Origin of the sequence: Vibrio sp. T9 (genome assembly GCF_003123985.1) — a bacterium.
GTDB lineage: Bacteria > Pseudomonadota > Gammaproteobacteria > Enterobacterales > Vibrionaceae > Vibrio > Vibrio diabolicus.
The window spans coordinates 252,700-272,067 of sequence record NZ_NIGY01000004.1 but is presented as its reverse complement, the minus strand read 5'-3'; the positions used below and the strand labels follow the sequence as shown (position 1 = coordinate 272,067).

The following is a 19,368-nucleotide window of genomic DNA, read 5'->3' as shown; positions in this document are numbered from 1 at the left end:
TGATGCTTTGATTTTAGAAAATCAGATGAGCAACACCAGCAATCACAGGTAATGTGATTAGCGTACGCAGAATGAAAATAACGAACAGTTCTACAATGTTTACTGGAATTTTGCTGCCTAGTAGTAGGGCGCCAACTTCTGACATGTAGATAAGCTGAGTTACTGACATTGCTGCAATAACAAAACGTGTCATTTCATTATCAATTGATGCCGCTAAAATTGCCGGGATAAACATATCCGCAAAGCCAACAACAATAGTCTGTGATGCGGCGACAGCTTCTGGAATTTGCAGTAGCTCTAGGTATGGAATGAATGGCTGACCTAGAATTTCAAATACAGGCGTGTACTCTGCAATCACTAATGCCACGGTACCCAGACCCATAACCACAGGCAGTACACCAAACACCATGTCGATTGCGTTATGTACGCCTTCTTTAAATACCGACTGAACAGATGTTACCTGACCCGCGCGCTTAAGTGCTAGATCCATACCCCATGAGAATGTGGTGTGACCTTCTGGTACGGCGTCAGCATCTTTATCTGGGTTGCTGCCATCAATGTAGCGATCTTTCTTCAGGCTTAGCGGCGGTAAGCGAGGAATGATAACCGCAGCGACAATACCTGCTAAACAGATTGCGCCGTAGAAAGGTAGGAACAAATGCTCTAACTGTACCTGAGCGATAACCACTAAGCTAAACGTGATCGATACTGCTGAGAACGTTGTCCCTACAACAGCGGCTTCACGCTGAGTATAGAACTTATTTTCGTACTGTTTGCTGGTTAGCAAGATACCAACACTGCCGTCGCCTAACCAAGACGCCATACAGTCAATTGCGCTACGTCCAGGCAGGTTGAATACCGGGCGCATTATTTTACTCAGTAATGCGCCAAACAGCTCAAGAAGACCAAAGTTCAGAAGAAGCGGAAGGAGTAGGCCCGCAAAAATGAACACCGCAAACAAAGTTGGTAGAAGACTGGTAAGAACAAGGCCACCTGTGTTTTCTTCCCAAATCGCTTTTGGACCCACTTGGAAGAATGTCATTAATACGGCTGCACCGCCGATTAAGCGAACAATAAGCCAAAGCGGCGATGGATTGAAAAGACCGTTTAAAAATCCATTACGTAAAATCGCTGCAGGCTTGAAAATTTTGCAAAGAACAGAAGCTACTGCCATGAAAGCGATGATACTGGTGACGATAGCGATCAAGGTATCGCCTAATACTGCCGGGATGACTTTTGCCATAACCGCAACAGGGATAGTTAGGCCGCCATCGTATGAGATCGGAGCCATAAAGAGTAGAAGACCGATTAGGGAAGGGATGAAAAACATCCAAAAGTTGCCCTTAGGAGCTTCAGTAGCATTAGTGGTGTTATGCATAGTTGTCTCGTGTTACTACTAGTCAATACTTGCCATTTCCATGACATAAATATTCACTAAACATCCGTATTTAATCACAGTTTTGCGGAGGGTACCCGCAAACTGCATCCATTGCAATACTATTCATTAAATACATCTAGTTATTCAGCCGATTTGTCGGGTAATTGGTCAAATAACGTATAAGTGTATATGAATATGTTGCTTGTGTTAGAAAATTGTAGCACGGAGCGCGAGCAGCGCAGAGAATTATGGGGCGCATTGTGACTGGAATAATAAAACGGTAAACAAATGTGACTTTGATCTAACTAACTTTTTACCTGAAGCCCTGTTAGCCCTAGCTGCTATAAGGTTTTTAGCTGCGTTACAACACGATAAAACGTTTATTATGATGTGCAGTGGTGAGATAGTTGAGCTATAACCGATTGAAGCATTCGGCCTCAATCGGTTCGAGATTTTATGCTTTTTGTTGGCGACTAAGCACGTAAAGGTAACTCCAGTAGATCAGAGCCGTAGCGAAAGCCAATATTGCAGGGAAGACGAGCGTATATAATCCATATACCACGAATAGTGCGGCTCCTGCGACACCGCCAAGCAAGAATCCGAAGAAAATGAATAGGAATAGCTTTGCTTTACGTCGATCAAATTGACGACCTCTTAAGCTTTCTCCAATCATAATCCCCAGATCGGTGATGATTCCAGTCATATGTGTGGTTCTGACTACTGCGCCGCTGAATGTAGTGATCATTGCGTTTTGTAATCCACATGCTGCTGACGCTAGATATTGGCCGTACAAATCCCCTTGCACCAAAAAGCCCAAACTGAGTAGGAGCAAGCTCCCTTCTATGCACAGTGCAACACCATATCTTCGCCCTAGTTTTAACGCACTGCTCTCAATAAAAAAGCCGCTAAAGGCAGCACCGATCAAAAAGCTAAATACGATGAAGAGCAGGTGAATGGAGCTATCCACACCTGTTAGCAAGCTGTTCCCTAGCTGAGTTACGGTTCCCGAAAGATGTGTTATCGCTTGATGTTGAAAGCCGAGAAGACCAACGGCATTGACGCAGCCCGCGAGAAGGGCAAGTAGAAACGCGCCATATTCCACCCAACGAGGAAGTCTGGAAATCACAATAAAACCCCACCAAATGTTAGGAGCCGATTATAACGCTCACACCGCGTTACGAAACCCCTTACAGTAAAACTCGGTTGATCATTCTCAAAAAAATCTCATTTATAGAGCTTTTGCGTTGACCGTGATAACGACATAGAGGGGGATTTCCCCTACCTGATGTGTTCCATTGTACATTCGAAACTCACCCATCCATGTTTCCTCTGCTCATAGATGGAAACCGTTGGTTGGTGGAACTCTTTATCAGTAAAAAGACCGACGGGAATGATCATGATTTCAGGAAATGTAGAGACCAATAAACGTATTGTCGTGCCGCAAGAAGGGCAAAACTCATACTGAACCTCGCTGCCATCATCCCCCATTCGGGTATAGCAGGTGACTTCACCGTTTAAGGTTACGTGCTCTTTATCAAAGCGAGCCTGTACCCCAAACACACTGCCTGTCCGCTTTTGGCATTCAAAACAATGGCAGACAGATGTACGGATGGGTTCTCCCTTACAACGGAGCTCAACTAAACCGCAAGCGCATTCGCATGTATGAATGGTTGTTGTCATCGTGATTACCTATTCTTCCCAATACACCAATGAATTTGGAACACTGAGAGCAGTGTCAGTGGCCAGTTATGAACTCTGGGCTTGAAAATCATTTGGATACAGTCAGTTTAGTTTAATTTTGAAACACTGAAGGGATGAAATCATTTGGGTATACAATGCTATACTCGCTTTTTCATTTATACCTTTAAACAAGGAAGTCTTCATGGCTCACAAAAGAATCCTGCCGATACCACTTATTCTTCTTATTCCGATCGTATTATTGGTCGTGGTTGTGATCGCGGGTGTTTATCGCTTTAGTTTGTCTGATGAAGAGATCATGGCTAAGTTCCCTCAAACGGAAGCAGAAACCAATGTTATTGTGCAAGAGACGCTGGGAATTACTTCACGCAACCCATGGACGATTCAAGTACCAGAGCAGGGAGCGGTCACTTTTCTTGATGAGTGGGATAAAGAAAACGGCTATTTGATAGGTGATTATGACGCAGGTGCGACAAAAGGTCAGGTACTCGTTCCAACTGCGTTTATTAGTCAGCGTGAAATTGAGGGTGTTTCATGGATTACTGCACCGATGATTGTAACGACACAAGGTAGCGGTTCGTTTAACTATGTTGGCTTGTTCAAGTTTGACCCCGTGCCGAGCCGAGTTGTCCTTTTAGACAGTATTTTTGTCGGTGATCGCGTTAAATTTACCCAAATCACATGGGAAAGTGATGCCATTATCACGCTTTCATATTTAGCGCATGGTGACGATCAAGCAATGGCAGATACGCCAAATCAATTAAATTCATCCACATTAAAGCGTGTAGGGAATAACTTACATATGCAACAGTGATGAATTTTTTTTGAGTTCTGTAAAAATTCAGTGTTTTCTGCGCTAGATCTCGAAATTTCATAGTGATTTCTTATACGGGAATGCATAAGCTATGAGCCTTGTTTGAAAGGAGATAGTAATTCCCGTGTCTACAAATGAAATTACAAGACGGTTGCCGAATCTGACAAGTCGTAGAGCGCTGCTGTTATACTCCTTGCCAGTTTTAGTTGCGATTGGTGTTTCTCACTCTCTCAAAGAGTCATCTTTAACCAAAACCATCGCATTGAACCTGCCTGAATCTCAGGTCGTTGAAAAAATTCTTGATGCGACAACTGCCGAAGTTGTCACTCCCCCGAACTTCGAATATCAAATCCAAGCAGGTGACAACCTAAGCACTATTTTTAGCCAGCTCGGTTTCGGTTACAGCTCGTTAATGAAAGTAATGGAAACGGATTTGAACTACCTTGCACTTGATACACTAAAGCCGGGCAACACGCTCCGCTTTTGGCGTGATGATGCGACAGGCGAGTTAGAGAAAATGGAATTGCAATTTTCTATTGCAGATAAAGTGGTCTACCAACTAAATAGTGATGGTAGCTATGACTTTACCGATATCTCGATACCTGGCGTGTGGAGCCAAGAACCATTGGTTGGTGTTATTCAAGGCAGTTTCTCTTCTTCTGCAAGTCGACTAGGTCTAACGTCGGCAGAAGTGAGTCAAGTTGTGAGCTTACTCAAAGAGCAGCTCAACTTTGGGCGTGATCTTCGTGCAGGTGATCGATTTGAAGTCGTTCGTCGTTCGCAAAGCATCAATGGTGTACCAACGGGCAAGAACGAAATTGAGGCGATTAAGATCTACAATCGTGGACGTGAAATCACAGCTTACCTTCATACCGATGGTCAATTCTACAATGCTAAAGGCGAGAGCTTGCAGCGCGCATTCCAGCGTTATCCTGTAAGTAGCCGTTGGCGTATCAGTTCTGGCTTCAATCCTAATCGTTTACATCCAGTAACGGGGCGTGTCGCGCCGCACAACGGTACTGACTTTGCCGTACCAACCGGTACTCCAGTCGTTTCTACTGGTGACGGTACAGTGATCATGACTCGTAAACACCCTTATGCGGGTAACTACGTGGTTGTTGAGCACGGCAGCAAATACAAAACCCGTTACTTACACCTAAGTAAGATTCTGGTGAAAAAAGGGCAAAAGGTTTCTCGAGGCCAGCGTATCGGTCTTTCCGGCAAAACAGGTCGAGTGACAGGGCCACACCTTCACTATGAATTGATTGAATACGGCCGTCCAGTTAACGCTATGCGAGCAAACATCCCAATGGCGAGCTCTGTTCCTAAGAAAGAGATGGCAACCTTTGTCGCGAACAGAGATGAAATGGATAAGCTATTACGCGATAAAGAGAAAGCAGTGCTGTAACAAAGTACTTCGCTCAAAAAATAAAAAGAGACTAAGAATAGCTTGGTCTCTTTTACTTTGTGCATTAACTAGATTTACATTCCATGACCATCGATTGTTTAGAGCTCTTAGGCGCTCCGCACTTCACGTTCATTTATCAGGTGTACGATTTCATCAACACTGTGTGGGCGAGAGTAGAAATAGCCTTGAATGTAGTGGCAGCCCATTTCAATTAACTTTTGTAGTGCTCTATCGTCTTCTACGCCTTCGGCAATCAAATCCACATCAAGCAGTTCTGCTAATTGCGCTATCAAAAACACCACTTGTTCAGAGGTTGTATTTGAGAGCATGTTTTGAACGAAGGTTGCATCGATTTTAATGCTATCAATCGGATAATTGTGTATATAGTTCAAGCTTGAGTAGCCCGTACCAAAATCATCCAACGCGACCTTAAAACCTAAGTACCGCAATGAGTTAAGTACCATCTGTTCACGGCCACTTTGCGAGAGTAAAACGGTCTCGGTGAGCTCTATAACAAAGTCTTTTGCTTCATGCTGATACTTTTCAACCATGTTAGTTAGGTGGTTAATATAGCGGTTAGAGTCTACCAGCTCATACGCAGAGCAATTGATAGAGAGTTTGACTTTGTATCCTAAGTTGGCTTCTAGCTCTTGTTTTGCGATACATGCGAGTTCAATAATACGTTCACCCAACTCGATAATCAGGCCTGATTGTTCGGCAGCTTCAATGAATTCCGCAGGGGAGATGTTTCCGTAAACATTGCTGTTCCAGCGGGCTAGGATTTCAAAGTAATTCCAGCGATCGCTTGTGATATCTACGATTGGCTGAACAACGACATACAACTCTTCGCTATCATGTATGTCAGCGCTAAGTTGAATGCGCATAGCTTCAATAAGCTGCGTTCTACGGTGATAAAGGGCGCTAAGGTGTGTGTCGTAATGCTGAATTCGTGTATCGCGATGTTTTTTACAGTCTTTGAGAGCGAGACTGGCATTCAAAATCAGCTCATCGCTGTTCAACATATGTACTGGTGCGCGCGCGATACCAATACTAACAGTGAAAGAAATTCGGTTAGATTTGTCGCTGTAGCCGCTTTCAATTTTGTCGAGTACTTCCTGACACACGGCGACAGGATCTTCGTCGTAAGTAATGAAGGCGAATTCATCTCCAGCGACACGAAAAGCGTTGTTTGGCGATGACAAGCTTTGTTGAATGGCGTTTGCCGTAAACTTAATAATTTGGTCGCCGATGTAGTTTCCGTTGATATCATTGATCGATTTGAAGTTATCGATGTCTAGGTAAGCCAAACTGAATGGACGAGTGGCCTGTTGCGTCAATGTCTCCAAGGTATCAGCTAAGCAGCTACGGTTGAGCAGCCCAGTTAGGTTATCATGCGATACTTCATAGCTAAGCTGATTAAGAAGCTTATCTGAACGTTCACTGACCCACTTTTCACGTAAGCTGTGAATAATGACATTGGCATAAAAGCGGTGGAAGTCGAGGATATCTTGCGCTTCCTTAGCGTGGATGCTTCGGGTAAAGGTGGACAATAAAATTCCCAGAACCTCGCCATTTTGTGTCTTTAATGGCAGACCAATGTAAGCTTGAATACCATCCTCTTGAAACATCTGATCTTCAGGAAAGCGTTTGTAAACTTGGTCCTGATAGAAAATATGTTCGCCAATGTCTTTCGCCACTTTTTCACAGGGGGTGCCTGAAAGGTGGTAGCTTAGATTGTCTGTAATTTTTCCATTGCTAGCGAAGGAGATGGTATGAGCCGAATGTTGAAGATGCGCAACTTCTACAACGCAAGTGCAATGGCTCTGCAATTGTTGATGAATATCTAACGTGACTCGGTTTAGCTGAGCCGTGCCGTTTAGCTTCAATATTTCATCAATTTTGTGGAAACTGATTTGTACCTGACCCATTGAGCATTTCACCTAGCGTTGTGATTACCATATCGTGTGAGACACGAAGAATTATTATTTGATATGCATCAAATAAACTATCGGTTACTAAGGCGAATTTTTCAAATTTTGTGAACGAACAAATCATTATTTTCATGTTTTTATGCTTGAACCTTTTAAAGGTATAGCGATAAAAACGCTAAGCTAGGCGCGCTTCTCCTCTTCTAATCGCGATTTGAGATAATCGAGGAACAGCTTAGTTCGGGTATGCTGATAATCCAGCTTTGGATAGTAGGCATATACAGTGGCTTTATCCGCTGTGATATCGGGCAAGATAGGAACTAAAGCTCCGGATTTGAGATCATCTTTGATCATGACGTTATTCGTCATCAGAATACCCATGCCTCTTTTGGCACCATGAAACAGCGCTTCTGGGTTAGTCGTGGCAAAGTTACCGGACAAGCTGATACGTTTACCTCGATTGGTTTTGATTTCTCGTGAGGGCTTTTCACCCCAAATCAGGACATTATGCTCTGTCAGATCCTCAACGCATTGTGGGGTGCCGTATTTTTTTAGGTAACTAGGCGCAGCGTAAAACTGGGCTTTATGTTCGAAAAGCGCAGTGGCTTTGAAACTCAGAGAGTTCAGTTGCTCTAATTCCCGGCTAATAAACAGGTCTAAGCTTAGCTCTGGCAATTGGCCTGGTAGCGTTGTCGTTAATTGAAGCGTGATGTCTGGATATTTCTCAAGAAAATCATCTAGGTAATGCACCAAAAACTTAGAACCAACCGCCAGTGTCGCGCCAATTTTCAATAACCCCGCTGGTGATTGATTGACTGAGCGAGTTTCATCTAATACTGATTGCCATGAATCCAACTGATTTTTTGCTCGTTGATAAAACAGCGCACCAGCTTCGGTTTGGCTAATAGAGCGGGTCGTGCGTTTAAGTAGCTGAACGCCAATTTTATCTTCTAGCCATTGAACTCGTTTACTGATAGCTGAGCTGGTAGTATTGAGTTTCCGCGCTGCGGCATTAAAGCTACCTTCTTCGACCACACGAATATAACTCTTCACGCTTTGAATCCAGTCCATTATGTCTCCTTGGGAATTAATTCCTTTCCAACTTAGCTGATTATCATCTTTGAGTATCAAATATACACTGTTTGCCATCAATCTGTCACAAAGTAGGAGGAACGTTTGCGTAAAACACCATTGTTATTAGCGATGATGATCATTGCCACAGGCCAAGTTGGCGTTAGTATTTATCTTCCTTCTTTGCCATTGATTGGTCATGACTTGAATTTGCCGCAACATTCGATTCAGAATCTCGTCACACTATTTCTCGTTGGCTTCGGTATCTCTCAGCTGTTTTATGGCCCATTGTCTGATGCGATTGGTCGTCGACCAGTATTTATTCTGGGCCAAAGTGTGTACCTAGTTGGTACGGTTATGTGTATCGCCTTTTCGGACAACATTATTGCTCTTGAAGCGGGGCGGTTACTTCAAGGTTTGGGAGCGGGCAGTGCCTCGGTGCTTGGTCGCTCCGTATTGCGTGACAGTTATGACGGTATGCAATTAACCAAAGCGCTATCTTATATTTCAGTCACGGCATCTGTGATGCCAATTATTGCTCCGCTGTTTGGTGGTTGGATTGCTTTTCACCTGAGCTGGCATGCTGTCTTTGTGTTTGTGCTGATTTACTTAATGGCAATTTTTACGCTTGGTTTATTGGTGCTGCCAGAAACGCTGCCTTACCCGAAGCGAAAATTTAAAGTAGGCCAGGTGAGTGCAAATTATTTGCGCCTGTTAACGAATACTCAAGTGATTGGTAGTGCGAGCTACAACTGGCTTAGTTATTTATCGGCTCTGGTTACGCTCTCCTTGTATCCATTTTTAATGCAACAAGAGTTAGGCTTAACGGCGGCAGATTACGGTTCTTTGATGATCATACCGTCAGTTGGTTTGCTGACGGGTAGCTTGGTGCTTAATTTGATCAACGCTCGTTACAAAGCTCAGCAAATCTTGCTGATGAGTTTCGCGATTGTTGCTATTGCTGGCTTCATGTTGTTGGTTACATCCTTCAGTGTATTTTCATTACTAGTGGCATTTACGTGTTTAAGTTTTGCCCAAGGCATGTCGTTTCCGGTATCAATTAGTTTGTTGCTGTCGCCACATAAGCAACAGGCCGGAGCGGTTTCTGCGCTATCTGGATCAATTCAAATGTGTTTAGCTGGTTTGTTTGGCGGATACTTGGTAGATTCTTGGGTCACGAATCAAAACCAGCTTGGGGTGTTTTATTTGTTTATTGCGTTACTTTCTTGCTGTGTGCTTGCATTGAGTCAATTTCGTAAAGTCCCTAAAGGGACGATTCAAGCAGAAACTTCCACCTGAATATACTTGCAACGAAAGAGGCAGCTTTCTAAAATGCGCTGCTAAATTAAGTCAGGATCATTGTGTATATTGAATGACTCAGTTTGAGAGGAAGAGGGCAATGCCTGATGCTCCTCTCAAGCTTGGGGATACATTTCTGCCCATATGACTATCCGATCTCTAATCGTTAGGTGAAAGAATGCAACAAAACGAATTTGAAACACTGGTAAAAGAAATTACTCAGCAAGAAAGCATGCCAAAGGCACTCGAAGTCTTGAAGGCGTGTGAGGAAGAAGAAGTTGCACAAGCGGCACAATCCCTGACGGGTCAGTTTGGTCTTGCAGAAGTTGATGGCGAGAAACGTATTTACCATATTACCACTCAAGAAGACGAGTCCGGAGAAGAGCAAGAATACGTGGAGCACGTCATGAATGAAGGCGATCACTTGATCAAATTTGCTGCGTGGTTCTTTGAAACATTCTTTGAAATCAAACAGAAAGATACGTACGTCGCAGCGGGTAAAACATACCAGCAACCTAAGCGATAGGCGCCCGTTTCGAAAAAGTAATCAGAATTAACCTGAAAGTTAATTACAAAATAAATGTGACATCAGTCTTGTTTTTATCTAATTGTGGTGTAAAATTACAACATAGTTAAGTCAATACATTCAGGAGAAGGTCATGGGTAACGAACTTGGTGGTGCTTATATTGGCCAGATGATTGCAAAAGACGCGATGCACAAAGCGCTTTACGGTAAAGCGAAGAAGAAAAAAGCTTCTGTTTTTGCTCGTGTTATGAAAAAACTGGCGAAATAATTTAAAAAGCCCTGATTGAAGAATCAGGGCTTTTTGCTTTTATCTGTCTTGTTTTTAGTGGCAGCCTACATATTGAACAACATTGGTAAACCACTACTCAAAGACGGGTGGCATTTGAATCAAACGCTAAGCGGATTGGCTTGGTATCTCCACGACATTATTAGGCACTTTATCTAGCCCCTTTGCTGCTAACCACTTTTCTAAATCGTCAGCGCCTCCAACATACTTTCCATCCAACCAGATCTGCGGCACTGTTACCGGCGTTTTTTCTCCAATGATGGCCTTTACTTCGGGGATCATGCGATACAAAGCAGCGCTGTCTTTAACCACGTCATGATACTCGTATTGAACACCAGCATCGTCAAGTAGTTGTTTCGCTTTGACACAGTAAGGGCAGGTGGCTTTACCATAAACAATGTTGCCTTTTAGCTCATCGCGTTTGACCCATTCAGCGATAACTGATTGCACAAGCACGCCCCGGTTTAGCGCTTCTCCTTGGCTGACCAGTTTTCCTTCGACAAGAAGAATCGGTGCATGCCAGGCCCCTGCTTTTAATGGTTCCCACCAATGTGATAACCAATCTTTTACTTCCAGTTCAACGGGGACATCAGCGAGTTCGTTTTTAAAAGTATCCGTCAAAATATCTTTAGTTAACGTACATTCACCACAAGGAATATTGACTTTGAATGGACCCCAACTACCAGCCCAGCGGTACAGTGTAATTTTGATTGGTTGACTCATATGGTGTTCCTCATTTCCTTTCCTGAAAATATAGAACCTCGAAATTAGACTTTTCTTTCAACTTGCTTTGTCTTTTTCGCTTCCCAGTGCGTAATAAACGCAATGGAGGCAATAATAATCGCGGCGCCTAGCCATAAACGACCAGGTGGTACCCAGCCAAACACCAACCAGCCAGCAACGACATTCAAAGGCAGCTTTGCGTGATCAAATGGTTGCACAAACGAGGCGTCTGCTACTGCATATGCTTTAACGATAGCCCATTGAGCGAGTGCTGTAAGCGCGCCTGCGGCTAAAAGTACGCCCCATATCGTCCAGGTATTTGGCATAGTAAATGTCGGTATTGCCAATAAGATATTAAACGGCGTTATCAGCAGTAATAAATAGACAACCATGGTTGAAGGCGGATCGTTGACCGACATTTTCTTTACCATCAGAGAATACGCTGCCCAGAAAAATGCGGCGCCAACAGGAAGCAGGGTCGCCCATGTAAATGAATCTGCCCACGGCTCAAGAATGATCATAGCACCAACGAACCCTGTTAATGTTGCTAACCAGCGTGCAGTACCTACTTTCTCTTTGAGTAACAAGCCAGATCCAACCGTTGCAAATAACGGAGAGGTCATCAGCAGCGCAATGCCTTGCCAAATCGGAACTGGATAAGCGAGTGCCCAAAGCCAAAGCTGAATCCCGATAACAGAGAGAAAAATACGGAAGGCATGCCAACCAAAGTGTTGGGTTCTTAGTGAGCGTCTAATTCCAAGTGTACGCAGATAGGGCAGAATGACAAATAAGGCAATAGCGTATTGGAATAATGCGAATGTGGTGGAAGAGACACCAAAGTTGATGCTAGCAATTTGGGCGAAGCTGTTCACTATGGCGAATGCCAAGCCAGCTGTTAGCATCCAGGACGCACCTTGAACAGGATGATGATTCAATTGAAAAATTCCAGTTTGATAGAGGTGGCGGGATCATACGTCCTATTGTTTTTCGCGCCAATAAAAAAATGCCTCCCAGAGGGAGGCGACATTACCAATTCAAAGGACGTGCCTGTTATAACAGGTACAAAGAACGAGAAGCACAAACGCTGCCATGCATTTGCATAAATAATACTGCAGAACGCGTGCCAATTTTTATCTATTTGATTTTAATTGTCTTTTTATTTTAGTTCGGTTGGCTATTAGGAGAAATGCACTAACTTAGTGACAAATCGCATTAAAAGAGGGCAGAGGCAGGAGTCACTACGCTCGTTTTTCATTGCAGAGCGATGCTTGGATAGTGTGAAAATTTATCGAGTTATCTTGGGTTACACAAAAAAATGGCCAGCAAGCATGCTGGCCAATTGGACTCGCTCTTAGGACAAGAGTGAATTAGAAATCGTAACGTACGCCTAGACGTAGTGTGTCTTCACCTTGAACCACTTTCACTTTACCATCTACTACATCCTTCTTTTCATCGAGTTGGTTGATGTAGTAAGACAGGTAAGTACGGAAGTTACTGTTTAGTTTGTAGTAACCAACAAGCTCGATACCTTCAACGGTGTCGTACTTTGAACTGTTGTCTGGATCATTCTCTTGAGCTGTGTATAGAGCTGCAAGTGTCACTTTGCTTGCTACTTTGTAGCTTGCGACTAGCTCGTAAGCCGTAAAGTCTTCAGCGTCAGTCAGGGAACCTTGAGAATAAGTACCTGCTAGGTATAGGTTATCCATCGAGTAGGCGATACCACCTAGAATTTGATCTTCAGAGTTGTCTTTATTTACGTCGCCACCAGAATATGCAAGACCAAAGTCGAGGCCCATTGGTAGTGAGTACATTCCAGAGATGCCGTATTTATCTTCGTTATCGCTAGAGTTTGCTTGGTAGGTTGCTTGCAGTTGTAGCGCATCAAACGCACCACGGTATGCGAAAACGCTGTCTTGCTTATCAGAAGACGAATCGATAACTTGCTGAACACCAGAGAACTCAGTGATATCCGTCATGTCAGAGATGATGACTGCAGCCATGTCTTGACGACCTACAGAGAAAGCACCGATATCAGAGTCGACACCTGCATACATGTAGCGGTTTTTGAATTCACTCTTGCCCGTTTTTTGCTCGGCTTCGTAAACACCGAATGCAGAAAGGCCATTGCCGATGTCCGTTTTACCTTTTAGATTAAGACGAGCGCGGCTTTTATCTTCCATTGAGCCTTCAACTTCAGCACCACCTGAACCGATGAAGTCACCACGGAACTCAACGCGGCCGCCAACTTTTAATTCAGTACCGTCGTTTTTGTATACTGTTGCTGCGAATGATGGTGCTGATACCAATGCTGTAAGAATTGCAGTAGTTAGTGCTGCCTTTTTCATTTTCTTATTACCCTAGTTGTAATCGATGGGCTTTCTTGCCCGATGTGTTGATGACGCTAAGGTAAACGCTGAAAATGAAAGATAGATTTCTGTTAAGTTATGATTTGATTGCACTTTTATTGCTGGCGAGAATAAGTGCCCCTTCTTATATCTCTTATAAAAAGAAAGGTTTTATCTTTTTTGAGGTTTTTCTGCCTTCTATTGGAGACCGTGCTTTTTTCAAAAAGTTCCTGAACCTATTTTGGTTCCAAAATGTAAGTAAATATTTCATTTTGACGGGAAAGTTATTTTCAAAAGTTGGGGTTCATCAAGTATTTGTTAGCACTATCTCGTTAAATCATTTCTTTTTGTAAGGTTTTTACACCTGGATTTTTTTTCGGATAAGTAAACGTTTGCTTTTTAGTTTTTTGCTGAGAATTTTTCACTCGGTTATCAGGAACTAATCAAATAAAGTGTCGGCAGTTGTTACACAAAGGTAAATCCATTCTGGCGGAAAAGATGCCCCAGAGGGCCTTTGTATTCCTTTCTGTGTTCATCATTTCGTTTTACGAAAGTGAATCAGAGCTGGGTCTAAAACTGACTAACCAACTAATAAGTAATGGATTTAGAAATGAATAAAAAATTATTAGCAGCGGCAATCGCAGCAGCAACTTTCGGCACTCAAGCAGTGGCAGTGGAACTTTATAATAACGATGGCACAACATTTTCGATGGGCGGCCACGTTTCTGTTAACTTAAATGGTTCAGAGCAAGGTGACACGGATGTTGGTACTAACTCTCCTCGTATCAATATCTCTGCGACACAAGATTTAGGCAATGGCTTTACCGCAGACGCACGTGGTGAATGGGCTCTAAACTACTTAGATGGCGGTGAAGAGTCGTTTAAAACTCGTCTAGGTTACTTAGGTTTAACACATGAGGTTTACGGTCGTGCAGTAGGTGGTACGCAATGGTCACCTTACTATGATGTAGCAGGCATCGCGGATATGCCAATTGCGTTTGCGAATGACTTCATTTACGACGATCACGGAAACCTAGGCACAGGTCGTGCGGATAAAATGCTGTCTTATCGAAATGGCTTTGATTTAGGCGAAGCAGGTGCGATTAACGTTGGTCTTGGATGGCAAGGCGCAAATGATGAATACACGCGTAACGACGCAGGTACTATCACTGGTGGTCTTAAATACGATGACCGCATGCAAGTTGCGCTTTCTTACGCAATCATGGGCGCGAAAATTGGCTACTCATACAACGGTGGTGACTTCCAACACCCTGCTTACACAGGTAAACACACCGCAGAATCACATGTTGTGTCTGCATCTTACGGCGCTTACGGCCAAGGTCTGTTCCTTGCCGCGGTATATGGTTCAAATGAAAATATGAACTTCAGTGTAAATGGCGACCGTTTGGCGGAAAGTGATGCGTACGAAGCGATCATCGCATACGCTCTAGCGAACAGCTTAAACTTGAGCGTTAACTACGAGATGGTTGAAGGTAAAGAGTTCAAAAATTCTAAAACAGAAACCGCTCGTGAGGAAATGGCACTGCAGGCAGAGTACAACTTCACGCCTAAATTTGTTGGTTACGCGGGTTACCAGTTTGACCTAAATGATGACCATGGTCGTGAAACTGATGACAAATGGGCGATAGGTGCTCGTTACTACCTATAATAGGATTTAGCGAGAACAATCATTCACCCTTATTGATTTAAAGCCAGCCTCGTGCTGGCTTTTTTGTCTATTTGTTTTGTAAATACCGTGATGTTTCAATTAGATGATACAAAACTCAAAACGGGGTGAATGTCTTATTTTTCACACTAGAGGATGGGATTTAGTGTCGTTAAGTCAATAGGTTAGATTATGATGAGGTTTTTGTTTTGCAGGGAAGAGCGATGAGCGTTATTCAAGTTGAAGAAAAGAAAGTAGAAGTGGGTAAAGTGCTTTGTGTTGGGCGAAATTACGTTGAACATATTCATGAGCTTGATAATGCGATCCCTGAGCAAATGGTGGTATTTAATAAACCCGCGACTTCCGTATCGACGACTCTGCGTTCATTTCATCAAGAGCCTCTTCATTACGAGGCTGAAATCTGTTTTCTGATCAAAGATGGACGCTATTCAGCGGTCGGTTTGGGATTGGATCTGACCAAGCGCGGTTTGCAGTCTTCACTTAAACAACAAGGGTTGCCTTGGGAGCGTGCTAAAGCGTTTGATGGCTCCGCAGTGTTTAGTCGATTTGTCTCTTTGGATAACATTGATATTAATGATCTTAACCTAGAGCTCTTGATTAACTGCGTTCGTGTACAAAAAGGTCACGTTAACCAGATGCTCTATCCGCCGCTAACCATTTTGGATGAATTAACGAGTTACACAACACTTCAAGATGGCGATGTGGTAATGACCGGCACACCAAAAGGAGTTGGTGAGGTGCATCAAGGTGACATCTTCCTTGGACGATTAAAGTGTGGTGATGTCACCTTGTTGGAGATTGAGTGGGTGGCGGATTAAAGCCAAATTCGCAGAACGAGAAATACCACCATGCTGATCACCGTCGTTAAAAGAACATTTTTAGTAAAGTACGCGATTAACGCAGCCAGCAAGGCAGCCAATAAAAATGGGTTGTGCACATTCACGCTGAGTGCTCCATCGGGAATGAAAACGATAGGCGCCCAGATCGCAGTGAGTACCGCAGGGCTGGCGTAGTTGAGCACTTTTTGTGTACGTGTTCCTAATCGCAGTGGTAGCTTGGGTTCTAAAAACAAGTAGCGGCTGGTGAAAACAAGTACCGTCATCAGTAAAATAGACAACATGATCATTAGTGTTTCTCCTGTACTTGTTCCACAAAGTAGCCTGTAAGCATGGCTAAAATGCTCGAAATCATCAAACTTCCTTCCACTTGGTAATAGGTTAGGGCGACCGAGCTCACTAATGCCACGACAACACTCGCTAGCACCGCCATATTTTTAATAGTCGGAACTACAATTGCGATAAAAGTCGCGGCCACAGCAAATTCCAATCCCATTTCGTTCAGTTCAGGGATCAGGCTTCCCGCAATAATGCCCGTCAATGTCGCGATATTCCAAAACAGGTAAAAACTCAAACCAGCCCCAAGCGCATACCAGCGATTAAATTGTTTATCGGAATGATGACCTACAATCGCAAACAGCTCATCAGTGAGTAAGAATCCGAGTGATAACCGCCATTTAAGAGGAAGTGGTGCAATTTTACTGCGCATCGATACACTGTAGAGGAAGTGTCGAGAGGTGATAAAAAACGTTGTTAGTAACATGGTTACTAGACCTGCCCCCGATTTAATCATCCCCATCGCGACGAGCTGCGCGGAACCGGCGAACAGAATGGCGGACAGTGCTTGTCCTTCCAAAGGGTGAAGCCCAGTATCAATCGCGAATGAGCCTGCGAGCAAACCCCAAGGTAACACCGCGATACTCAGTGGCATCATCGCAAGTGTGCCTTGCCAAAATAGCGTGGCTTTTGATTCTTCTTGTAACGGCAAAGTGTGGTCCATAGTTTCTTCTTAGTTATTCCTAAATCAGGCTACCAAGATAGCTCGGTAGTCGCATAACGCCTTGTACAATATTGCTGCTTTAGCTGTGACGGACGTATTGGCCGGGAGTGACGCCCATGGCTTTTTTAAAGTGTCGATGCAGATGGCTTTGATCATGGAAGCCACATTCTTGTGCCACATCTGAAATTTTTTGTCCCATTTTTAGTAGCTTCTTCGCCATACGTAAACGTTGCTGAATTTGATAAGCATGGGGAGGGAAGCCAAACTGTTTTTGAAACTCTCTTAGCAAATGAAAAGGGCTTAACCCAGCCAGTTTTGCGAGCTCTTCTAGCGAGACGTCCGTTTGCGGGAAGTCTTCCAAAAACTCTTTGACCAACTGTATTTGTCGCTGAGCTCTGGTTGATTCTTTGAGCGGTGCCCGGTGGGTGCTGTGTTTGCTGGCTAGTTTGATCAACGTGCCGTAAATCAAAGTTTCTCTCAATAAACGGTTGTCTGATTTTTCTAGTGTTTCAAACACCAATCGTAACTGACTAGCCAGCTCAGGATCGTAAACCACAGGTTGAGGAAAATAGGGCAGCGCTACATTTGGTGAACCAAGCTCTTGTCCTAAAGTTTGAAACTGCTGAGGTACGGGGTACATTGCTTTGTATTCCCAGCCGCCTTCCGAGGCTGAATGCCCGTTGTGTACTTCATCTGCATTAACAAGGATGATGCTGTCCTGTGGCGCGATATGATTCCCGCCCGTCCTAAAAAATTGTTGTGCCCCTTTTTCGATGACACCAATAGTGTAACCTTCGTGGCTATGGCGTGAAAAATTCTGCTTCTCGTACTTTGCATCGAGAAGCTCTAAACCGCCGAGCTCTTGAGCTATCTTGAAGGTAGCGATTTCCTTATTCTTTTCTTTCATCTTTATCCGGTCTGCTCAAGAAAGTCATCTTAGAAGTGTAACGGATCCATCGTGCTTATTTTTGTACAAAATTGCTATTCGATTTTTATAAATAGGCGAATTGATTGTTATTTTTCGTCCTAGCAAACTATGATTTTTATTTTCTGAATTATCTTGGTGATTTTGGGCTGGCTGTTGTTATTTTGTTGGTATAACATTCGCCGCTTTGTTGTAGAAAAAGCGGTTCCATCATGATTGATTTATCTGTACTTCCTGTTTATCTCACCGCAGTAGTGGCTTTGTTGCTGTTACCAGGGCCCGATATGTTGCTTATCGCGAGCTCTAGTATGAGTTACGGTAAGAAGGTCGGTCTGTTTGCTAGCTTAGGCAATGCGACGTCTGGTGTTATTCTTACTTTGCTTGCTGCAATGGGAGTATCTACCCTGATTGCAATGAGCCCAATCGCCCTTAAAGTCCTTCATCTATTAGGTGGCGCATACTTGCTAAAAATGGGCTGGGACTGCTTACGAGCTGAGGCATCTTCGGCTCCAGAGCTTGATGGTCAAAACAAAATGGCGTCAACTTATTATCAACGTGCTTTGATGAGTAATTTGCTTAACCCTAAAGCGTTGGTATTTTTTGTGATGTTTTTGCCGCAGTTTGTCTCAAGCAATATTACAGCGTCTTCTGGTGAGCAGATGCTAGCACTAGGGTTATTGTTAAACGTCCTTGGCTTGTCATTCAATTTATTACTTGTTGGGCTGGCAGGCACATTGGGTAAGGGGCTGCTCGAGAACGAAAAATTCCGCACGTATCAACATAAACTAATGGGTTTAGTGTTCGTTATTCTCGCGTTGTGGATGCTGAGCAGTTTCGCCTTATAAAGTTATCATATTCCATCAGAAAGCCAGCAATTGCTGGCTTTTTGTTTTAGGATATTGGTGTTTCTTAAGGAGAGGATGTATGAAGCTTGAATTTTGTTTAAATCCAGATCAAACAGACCTTGATTCTGTTCGTGAAGGTATTCGATCTTATAACCGAATGCATTTGCCTGAAGGGGAAGTGCATGCTGTGGGCTGTTTTGCTAAAGATGAGAATGGCAAGACCATGGGTGGTCTGACTGGCGAAATGTTTAAAAACACGGTGTTTGTTGAGTTTTTGTGGGTAGATGCTGAAAGTCGGACATCTGGTCTCGGTAGCCAGTTAATGTCAATGCTAGAAGACAAAGTAAAGCCTCACGGGGTTACCCATGTTTATTTGGATACCTACAGCTTTCAAGCTCTTGAGTTCTATCTCAAATTAGGTTTTGAGAAAGTAGGGCAGTACTCAGGCTATCCTGCAGAGGGCATCCACAAGTACTTTCTACAAAAGGAAATTGTAGGCTAGGAAAAGGCACGGGTTAGCTTGACTTGTTCTAGTCAAAATCAAAAAAGAGGCGCGAATTTGCGCCTCTTATCGTATCAGATGTCTCGGCTTCTCTTTG

General features: G+C 43.6%; 20 protein-coding genes. 9 read left to right on the top strand and 11 right to left on the bottom strand.

The annotated features are described in order from the left end of the window. Positions 1-13: 13 nt before the first annotated feature. From CBX98_RS10075 to CBX98_RS10060, 3 genes are all read right to left on the bottom strand, one after another. Positions 14-1,378, bottom strand: coding sequence for a YjiH family protein (locus tag CBX98_RS10075; RefSeq protein WP_109169121.1), 1,365 nt, complete (start codon positions 1,376-1,378; stop codon positions 14-16). A 454-nt stretch (positions 1,379-1,832) separates the two neighbouring features. Next, positions 1,833-2,504 carry a YoaK family protein gene (locus CBX98_RS10065; RefSeq protein WP_005391213.1) on the bottom strand — a complete coding sequence of 224 codons (672 nt, stop codon included), beginning with the start codon at positions 2,502-2,504 and terminating at the stop codon, positions 1,833-1,835. Between the two features lie 152 nt (positions 2,505-2,656). After that, entirely contained in the window at positions 2,657-3,058 is a 402-nt protein-coding gene (locus CBX98_RS10060) for a GFA family protein (protein ID WP_109169120.1), read from the bottom strand. 202 nt (positions 3,059-3,260) lie between these two features. Between CBX98_RS10060 and CBX98_RS10055 the strand changes: the two genes are divergently transcribed. Together CBX98_RS10055 and CBX98_RS10050 are read left to right on the top strand one after the other, a co-directional pair. After that, positions 3,261-3,890 carry a hypothetical protein gene (locus tag CBX98_RS10055; RefSeq protein WP_109169119.1) on the top strand — a complete coding sequence of 210 codons (630 nt, stop codon included), beginning with the start codon at positions 3,261-3,263 and terminating at the stop codon, positions 3,888-3,890. A 124-nt stretch (positions 3,891-4,014) separates the two neighbouring features. Then, positions 4,015-5,298 (top strand): peptidoglycan DD-metalloendopeptidase family protein, encoded by a 1,284-nt coding sequence (locus CBX98_RS10050; protein ID WP_031780190.1) that lies wholly within the window; start codon positions 4,015-4,017, stop codon positions 5,296-5,298. A 107-nt stretch (positions 5,299-5,405) separates the two neighbouring features. Here the strand turns inward: CBX98_RS10050 and CBX98_RS10045 are convergent, their stop codons facing one another. Together CBX98_RS10045 and CBX98_RS10040 are read right to left on the bottom strand one after the other, a co-directional pair. After that, positions 5,406-7,226, bottom strand: coding sequence for a GGDEF domain-containing phosphodiesterase (locus CBX98_RS10045; protein ID WP_006742077.1), 1,821 nt, complete (start codon positions 7,224-7,226; stop codon positions 5,406-5,408). Between the two features lie 183 nt (positions 7,227-7,409). Continuing rightward, positions 7,410-8,297: a LysR family transcriptional regulator gene (locus tag CBX98_RS10040; RefSeq protein WP_005391202.1), complete on the bottom strand. Its 888-nt coding sequence runs from the start codon at positions 8,295-8,297 to the stop codon at positions 7,410-7,412. A gap of 105 nt (positions 8,298-8,402) precedes the next feature. Between CBX98_RS10040 and CBX98_RS10035 the strand changes: the two genes are divergently transcribed. From CBX98_RS10035 to CBX98_RS26790, 3 genes are all read left to right on the top strand, one after another. Then, complete coding sequence (locus tag CBX98_RS10035; RefSeq protein WP_109169118.1) at positions 8,403-9,596, top strand: multidrug effflux MFS transporter; 1,194 nt, start codon at positions 8,403-8,405, stop codon at positions 9,594-9,596. Positions 9,597-9,774: 178 nt separating this feature from the next. Continuing rightward, on the top strand, positions 9,775-10,122 hold the full coding sequence (locus CBX98_RS10030) for a hypothetical protein (protein WP_005391198.1): 348 nt from the start codon (positions 9,775-9,777) through the stop codon (positions 10,120-10,122). Between the two features lie 133 nt (positions 10,123-10,255). Beyond that, the gene (locus tag CBX98_RS26790; protein ID WP_005391196.1) at positions 10,256-10,390 is read left to right on the top strand and encodes a hypothetical protein; all 135 of its coding nucleotides are present in this window, start codon (positions 10,256-10,258) and stop codon (positions 10,388-10,390) included. 126 nt (positions 10,391-10,516) lie between these two features. On the opposite strand, the gene CBX98_RS10020 is transcribed toward CBX98_RS26790, so the two are convergent. The 3 genes from CBX98_RS10020 to CBX98_RS10010 form a co-directional block, all read right to left on the bottom strand. After that, on the bottom strand, positions 10,517-11,131 hold the full coding sequence (locus CBX98_RS10020) for a glutaredoxin (RefSeq protein WP_109169117.1): 615 nt from the start codon (positions 11,129-11,131) through the stop codon (positions 10,517-10,519). 44 nt (positions 11,132-11,175) lie between these two features. After that, positions 11,176-12,033, bottom strand: a complete 858-nt coding sequence (locus tag CBX98_RS10015; RefSeq protein ID WP_172605949.1) for a DMT family transporter — start codon at positions 12,031-12,033, stop codon at positions 11,176-11,178. Between the two features lie 465 nt (positions 12,034-12,498). Then, positions 12,499-13,476: a porin gene (locus CBX98_RS10010; RefSeq protein WP_046873714.1), complete on the bottom strand. Its 978-nt coding sequence runs from the start codon at positions 13,474-13,476 to the stop codon at positions 12,499-12,501. 610 nt (positions 13,477-14,086) lie between these two features. On the opposite strand from CBX98_RS10010, the gene CBX98_RS10000 reads away from it, so the two are divergent. After that, entirely contained in the window at positions 14,087-15,145 is a 1,059-nt protein-coding gene (locus tag CBX98_RS10000) for a porin (protein WP_046873713.1), read from the top strand. 221 nt (positions 15,146-15,366) lie between these two features. Then, the gene (locus tag CBX98_RS09995) at positions 15,367-15,981 is read left to right on the top strand and encodes a fumarylacetoacetate hydrolase family protein (RefSeq protein ID WP_109169114.1); all 615 of its coding nucleotides are present in this window, start codon (positions 15,367-15,369) and stop codon (positions 15,979-15,981) included. Here CBX98_RS09995 and CBX98_RS09990 read toward each other — a convergent pair. The 3 genes from CBX98_RS09990 to CBX98_RS09980 all read right to left on the bottom strand — a co-directional run bounded on the left by CBX98_RS09990 (position 15,978) and on the right by CBX98_RS09980 (position 17,906). After that, on the bottom strand, positions 15,978-16,289 hold the full coding sequence (locus tag CBX98_RS09990; RefSeq protein WP_047008376.1) for an AzlD domain-containing protein: 312 nt from the start codon (positions 16,287-16,289) through the stop codon (positions 15,978-15,980). The genes CBX98_RS09995 and CBX98_RS09990 overlap by 4 nt on opposite strands. Further along, positions 16,289-16,999, bottom strand: coding sequence for an AzlC family ABC transporter permease (locus tag CBX98_RS09985; protein WP_046873712.1), 711 nt, complete (start codon positions 16,997-16,999; stop codon positions 16,289-16,291). Before CBX98_RS09985 ends, CBX98_RS09990 begins: the two co-directional genes overlap by 1 nt. 79 nt (positions 17,000-17,078) lie before the next feature. After that, the gene (locus CBX98_RS09980) at positions 17,079-17,906 is read right to left on the bottom strand and encodes an AraC family transcriptional regulator (RefSeq protein ID WP_006742070.1); all 828 of its coding nucleotides are present in this window, start codon (positions 17,904-17,906) and stop codon (positions 17,079-17,081) included. 230 nt (positions 17,907-18,136) lie between these two features. Here CBX98_RS09980 and CBX98_RS09975 point away from each other — a divergent pair, with 230 nt between their 5' ends. Both CBX98_RS09975 and CBX98_RS09970 read left to right on the top strand, forming a co-directional pair. Next, positions 18,137-18,769: a LysE family translocator gene (locus CBX98_RS09975; protein WP_005375522.1), complete on the top strand. Its 633-nt coding sequence runs from the start codon at positions 18,137-18,139 to the stop codon at positions 18,767-18,769. Between the two features lie 79 nt (positions 18,770-18,848). Next, positions 18,849-19,271, top strand: coding sequence for a GNAT family N-acetyltransferase (locus CBX98_RS09970; protein ID WP_109169113.1), 423 nt, complete (start codon positions 18,849-18,851; stop codon positions 19,269-19,271). Positions 19,272-19,368: the final 97 nt, after the last annotated feature.

Coding starts and splice junctions, on each gene's coding strand:
- CBX98_RS10010 (WP_046873714.1), bottom strand. CDS start 13,476: ATGAAAAAGGCAGCACTAACTACTGCAATTCTTACAGCATTGGTATCA.
- CBX98_RS09970 (WP_109169113.1), top strand. CDS start 18,849: ATGAAGCTTGAATTTTGTTTAAATCCAGATCAAACAGACCTTGATTCT.
- CBX98_RS09980 (WP_006742070.1), bottom strand. CDS start 17,906: ATGAAAGAAAAGAATAAGGAAATCGCTACCTTCAAGATAGCTCAAGAG.
- CBX98_RS10045 (WP_006742077.1), bottom strand. CDS start 7,226: ATGGGTCAGGTACAAATCAGTTTCCACAAAATTGATGAAATATTGAAG.
- CBX98_RS10055 (WP_109169119.1), top strand. CDS start 3,261: ATGGCTCACAAAAGAATCCTGCCGATACCACTTATTCTTCTTATTCCG.
- CBX98_RS10060 (WP_109169120.1), bottom strand. CDS start 3,058: ATGACAACAACCATTCATACATGCGAATGCGCTTGCGGTTTAGTTGAG.
- CBX98_RS10030 (WP_005391198.1), top strand. CDS start 9,775: ATGCAACAAAACGAATTTGAAACACTGGTAAAAGAAATTACTCAGCAA.
- CBX98_RS10015 (WP_172605949.1), bottom strand. CDS start 12,033: ATGCTAACAGCTGGCTTGGCATTCGCCATAGTGAACAGCTTCGCCCAA.
- CBX98_RS09995 (WP_109169114.1), top strand. CDS start 15,367: ATGAGCGTTATTCAAGTTGAAGAAAAGAAAGTAGAAGTGGGTAAAGTG.
- CBX98_RS09990 (WP_047008376.1), bottom strand. CDS start 16,289: ATGATCATGTTGTCTATTTTACTGATGACGGTACTTGTTTTCACCAGC.
- CBX98_RS26790 (WP_005391196.1), top strand. CDS start 10,256: ATGGGTAACGAACTTGGTGGTGCTTATATTGGCCAGATGATTGCAAAA.
- CBX98_RS10020 (WP_109169117.1), bottom strand. CDS start 11,131: ATGAGTCAACCAATCAAAATTACACTGTACCGCTGGGCTGGTAGTTGG.
- CBX98_RS09985 (WP_046873712.1), bottom strand. CDS start 16,999: ATGGACCACACTTTGCCGTTACAAGAAGAATCAAAAGCCACGCTATTT.
- CBX98_RS10040 (WP_005391202.1), bottom strand. CDS start 8,297: ATGGACTGGATTCAAAGCGTGAAGAGTTATATTCGTGTGGTCGAAGAA.
- CBX98_RS10000 (WP_046873713.1), top strand. CDS start 14,087: ATGAATAAAAAATTATTAGCAGCGGCAATCGCAGCAGCAACTTTCGGC.
- CBX98_RS09975 (WP_005375522.1), top strand. CDS start 18,137: ATGATTGATTTATCTGTACTTCCTGTTTATCTCACCGCAGTAGTGGCT.
- CBX98_RS10075 (WP_109169121.1), bottom strand. CDS start 1,378: ATGCATAACACCACTAATGCTACTGAAGCTCCTAAGGGCAACTTTTGG.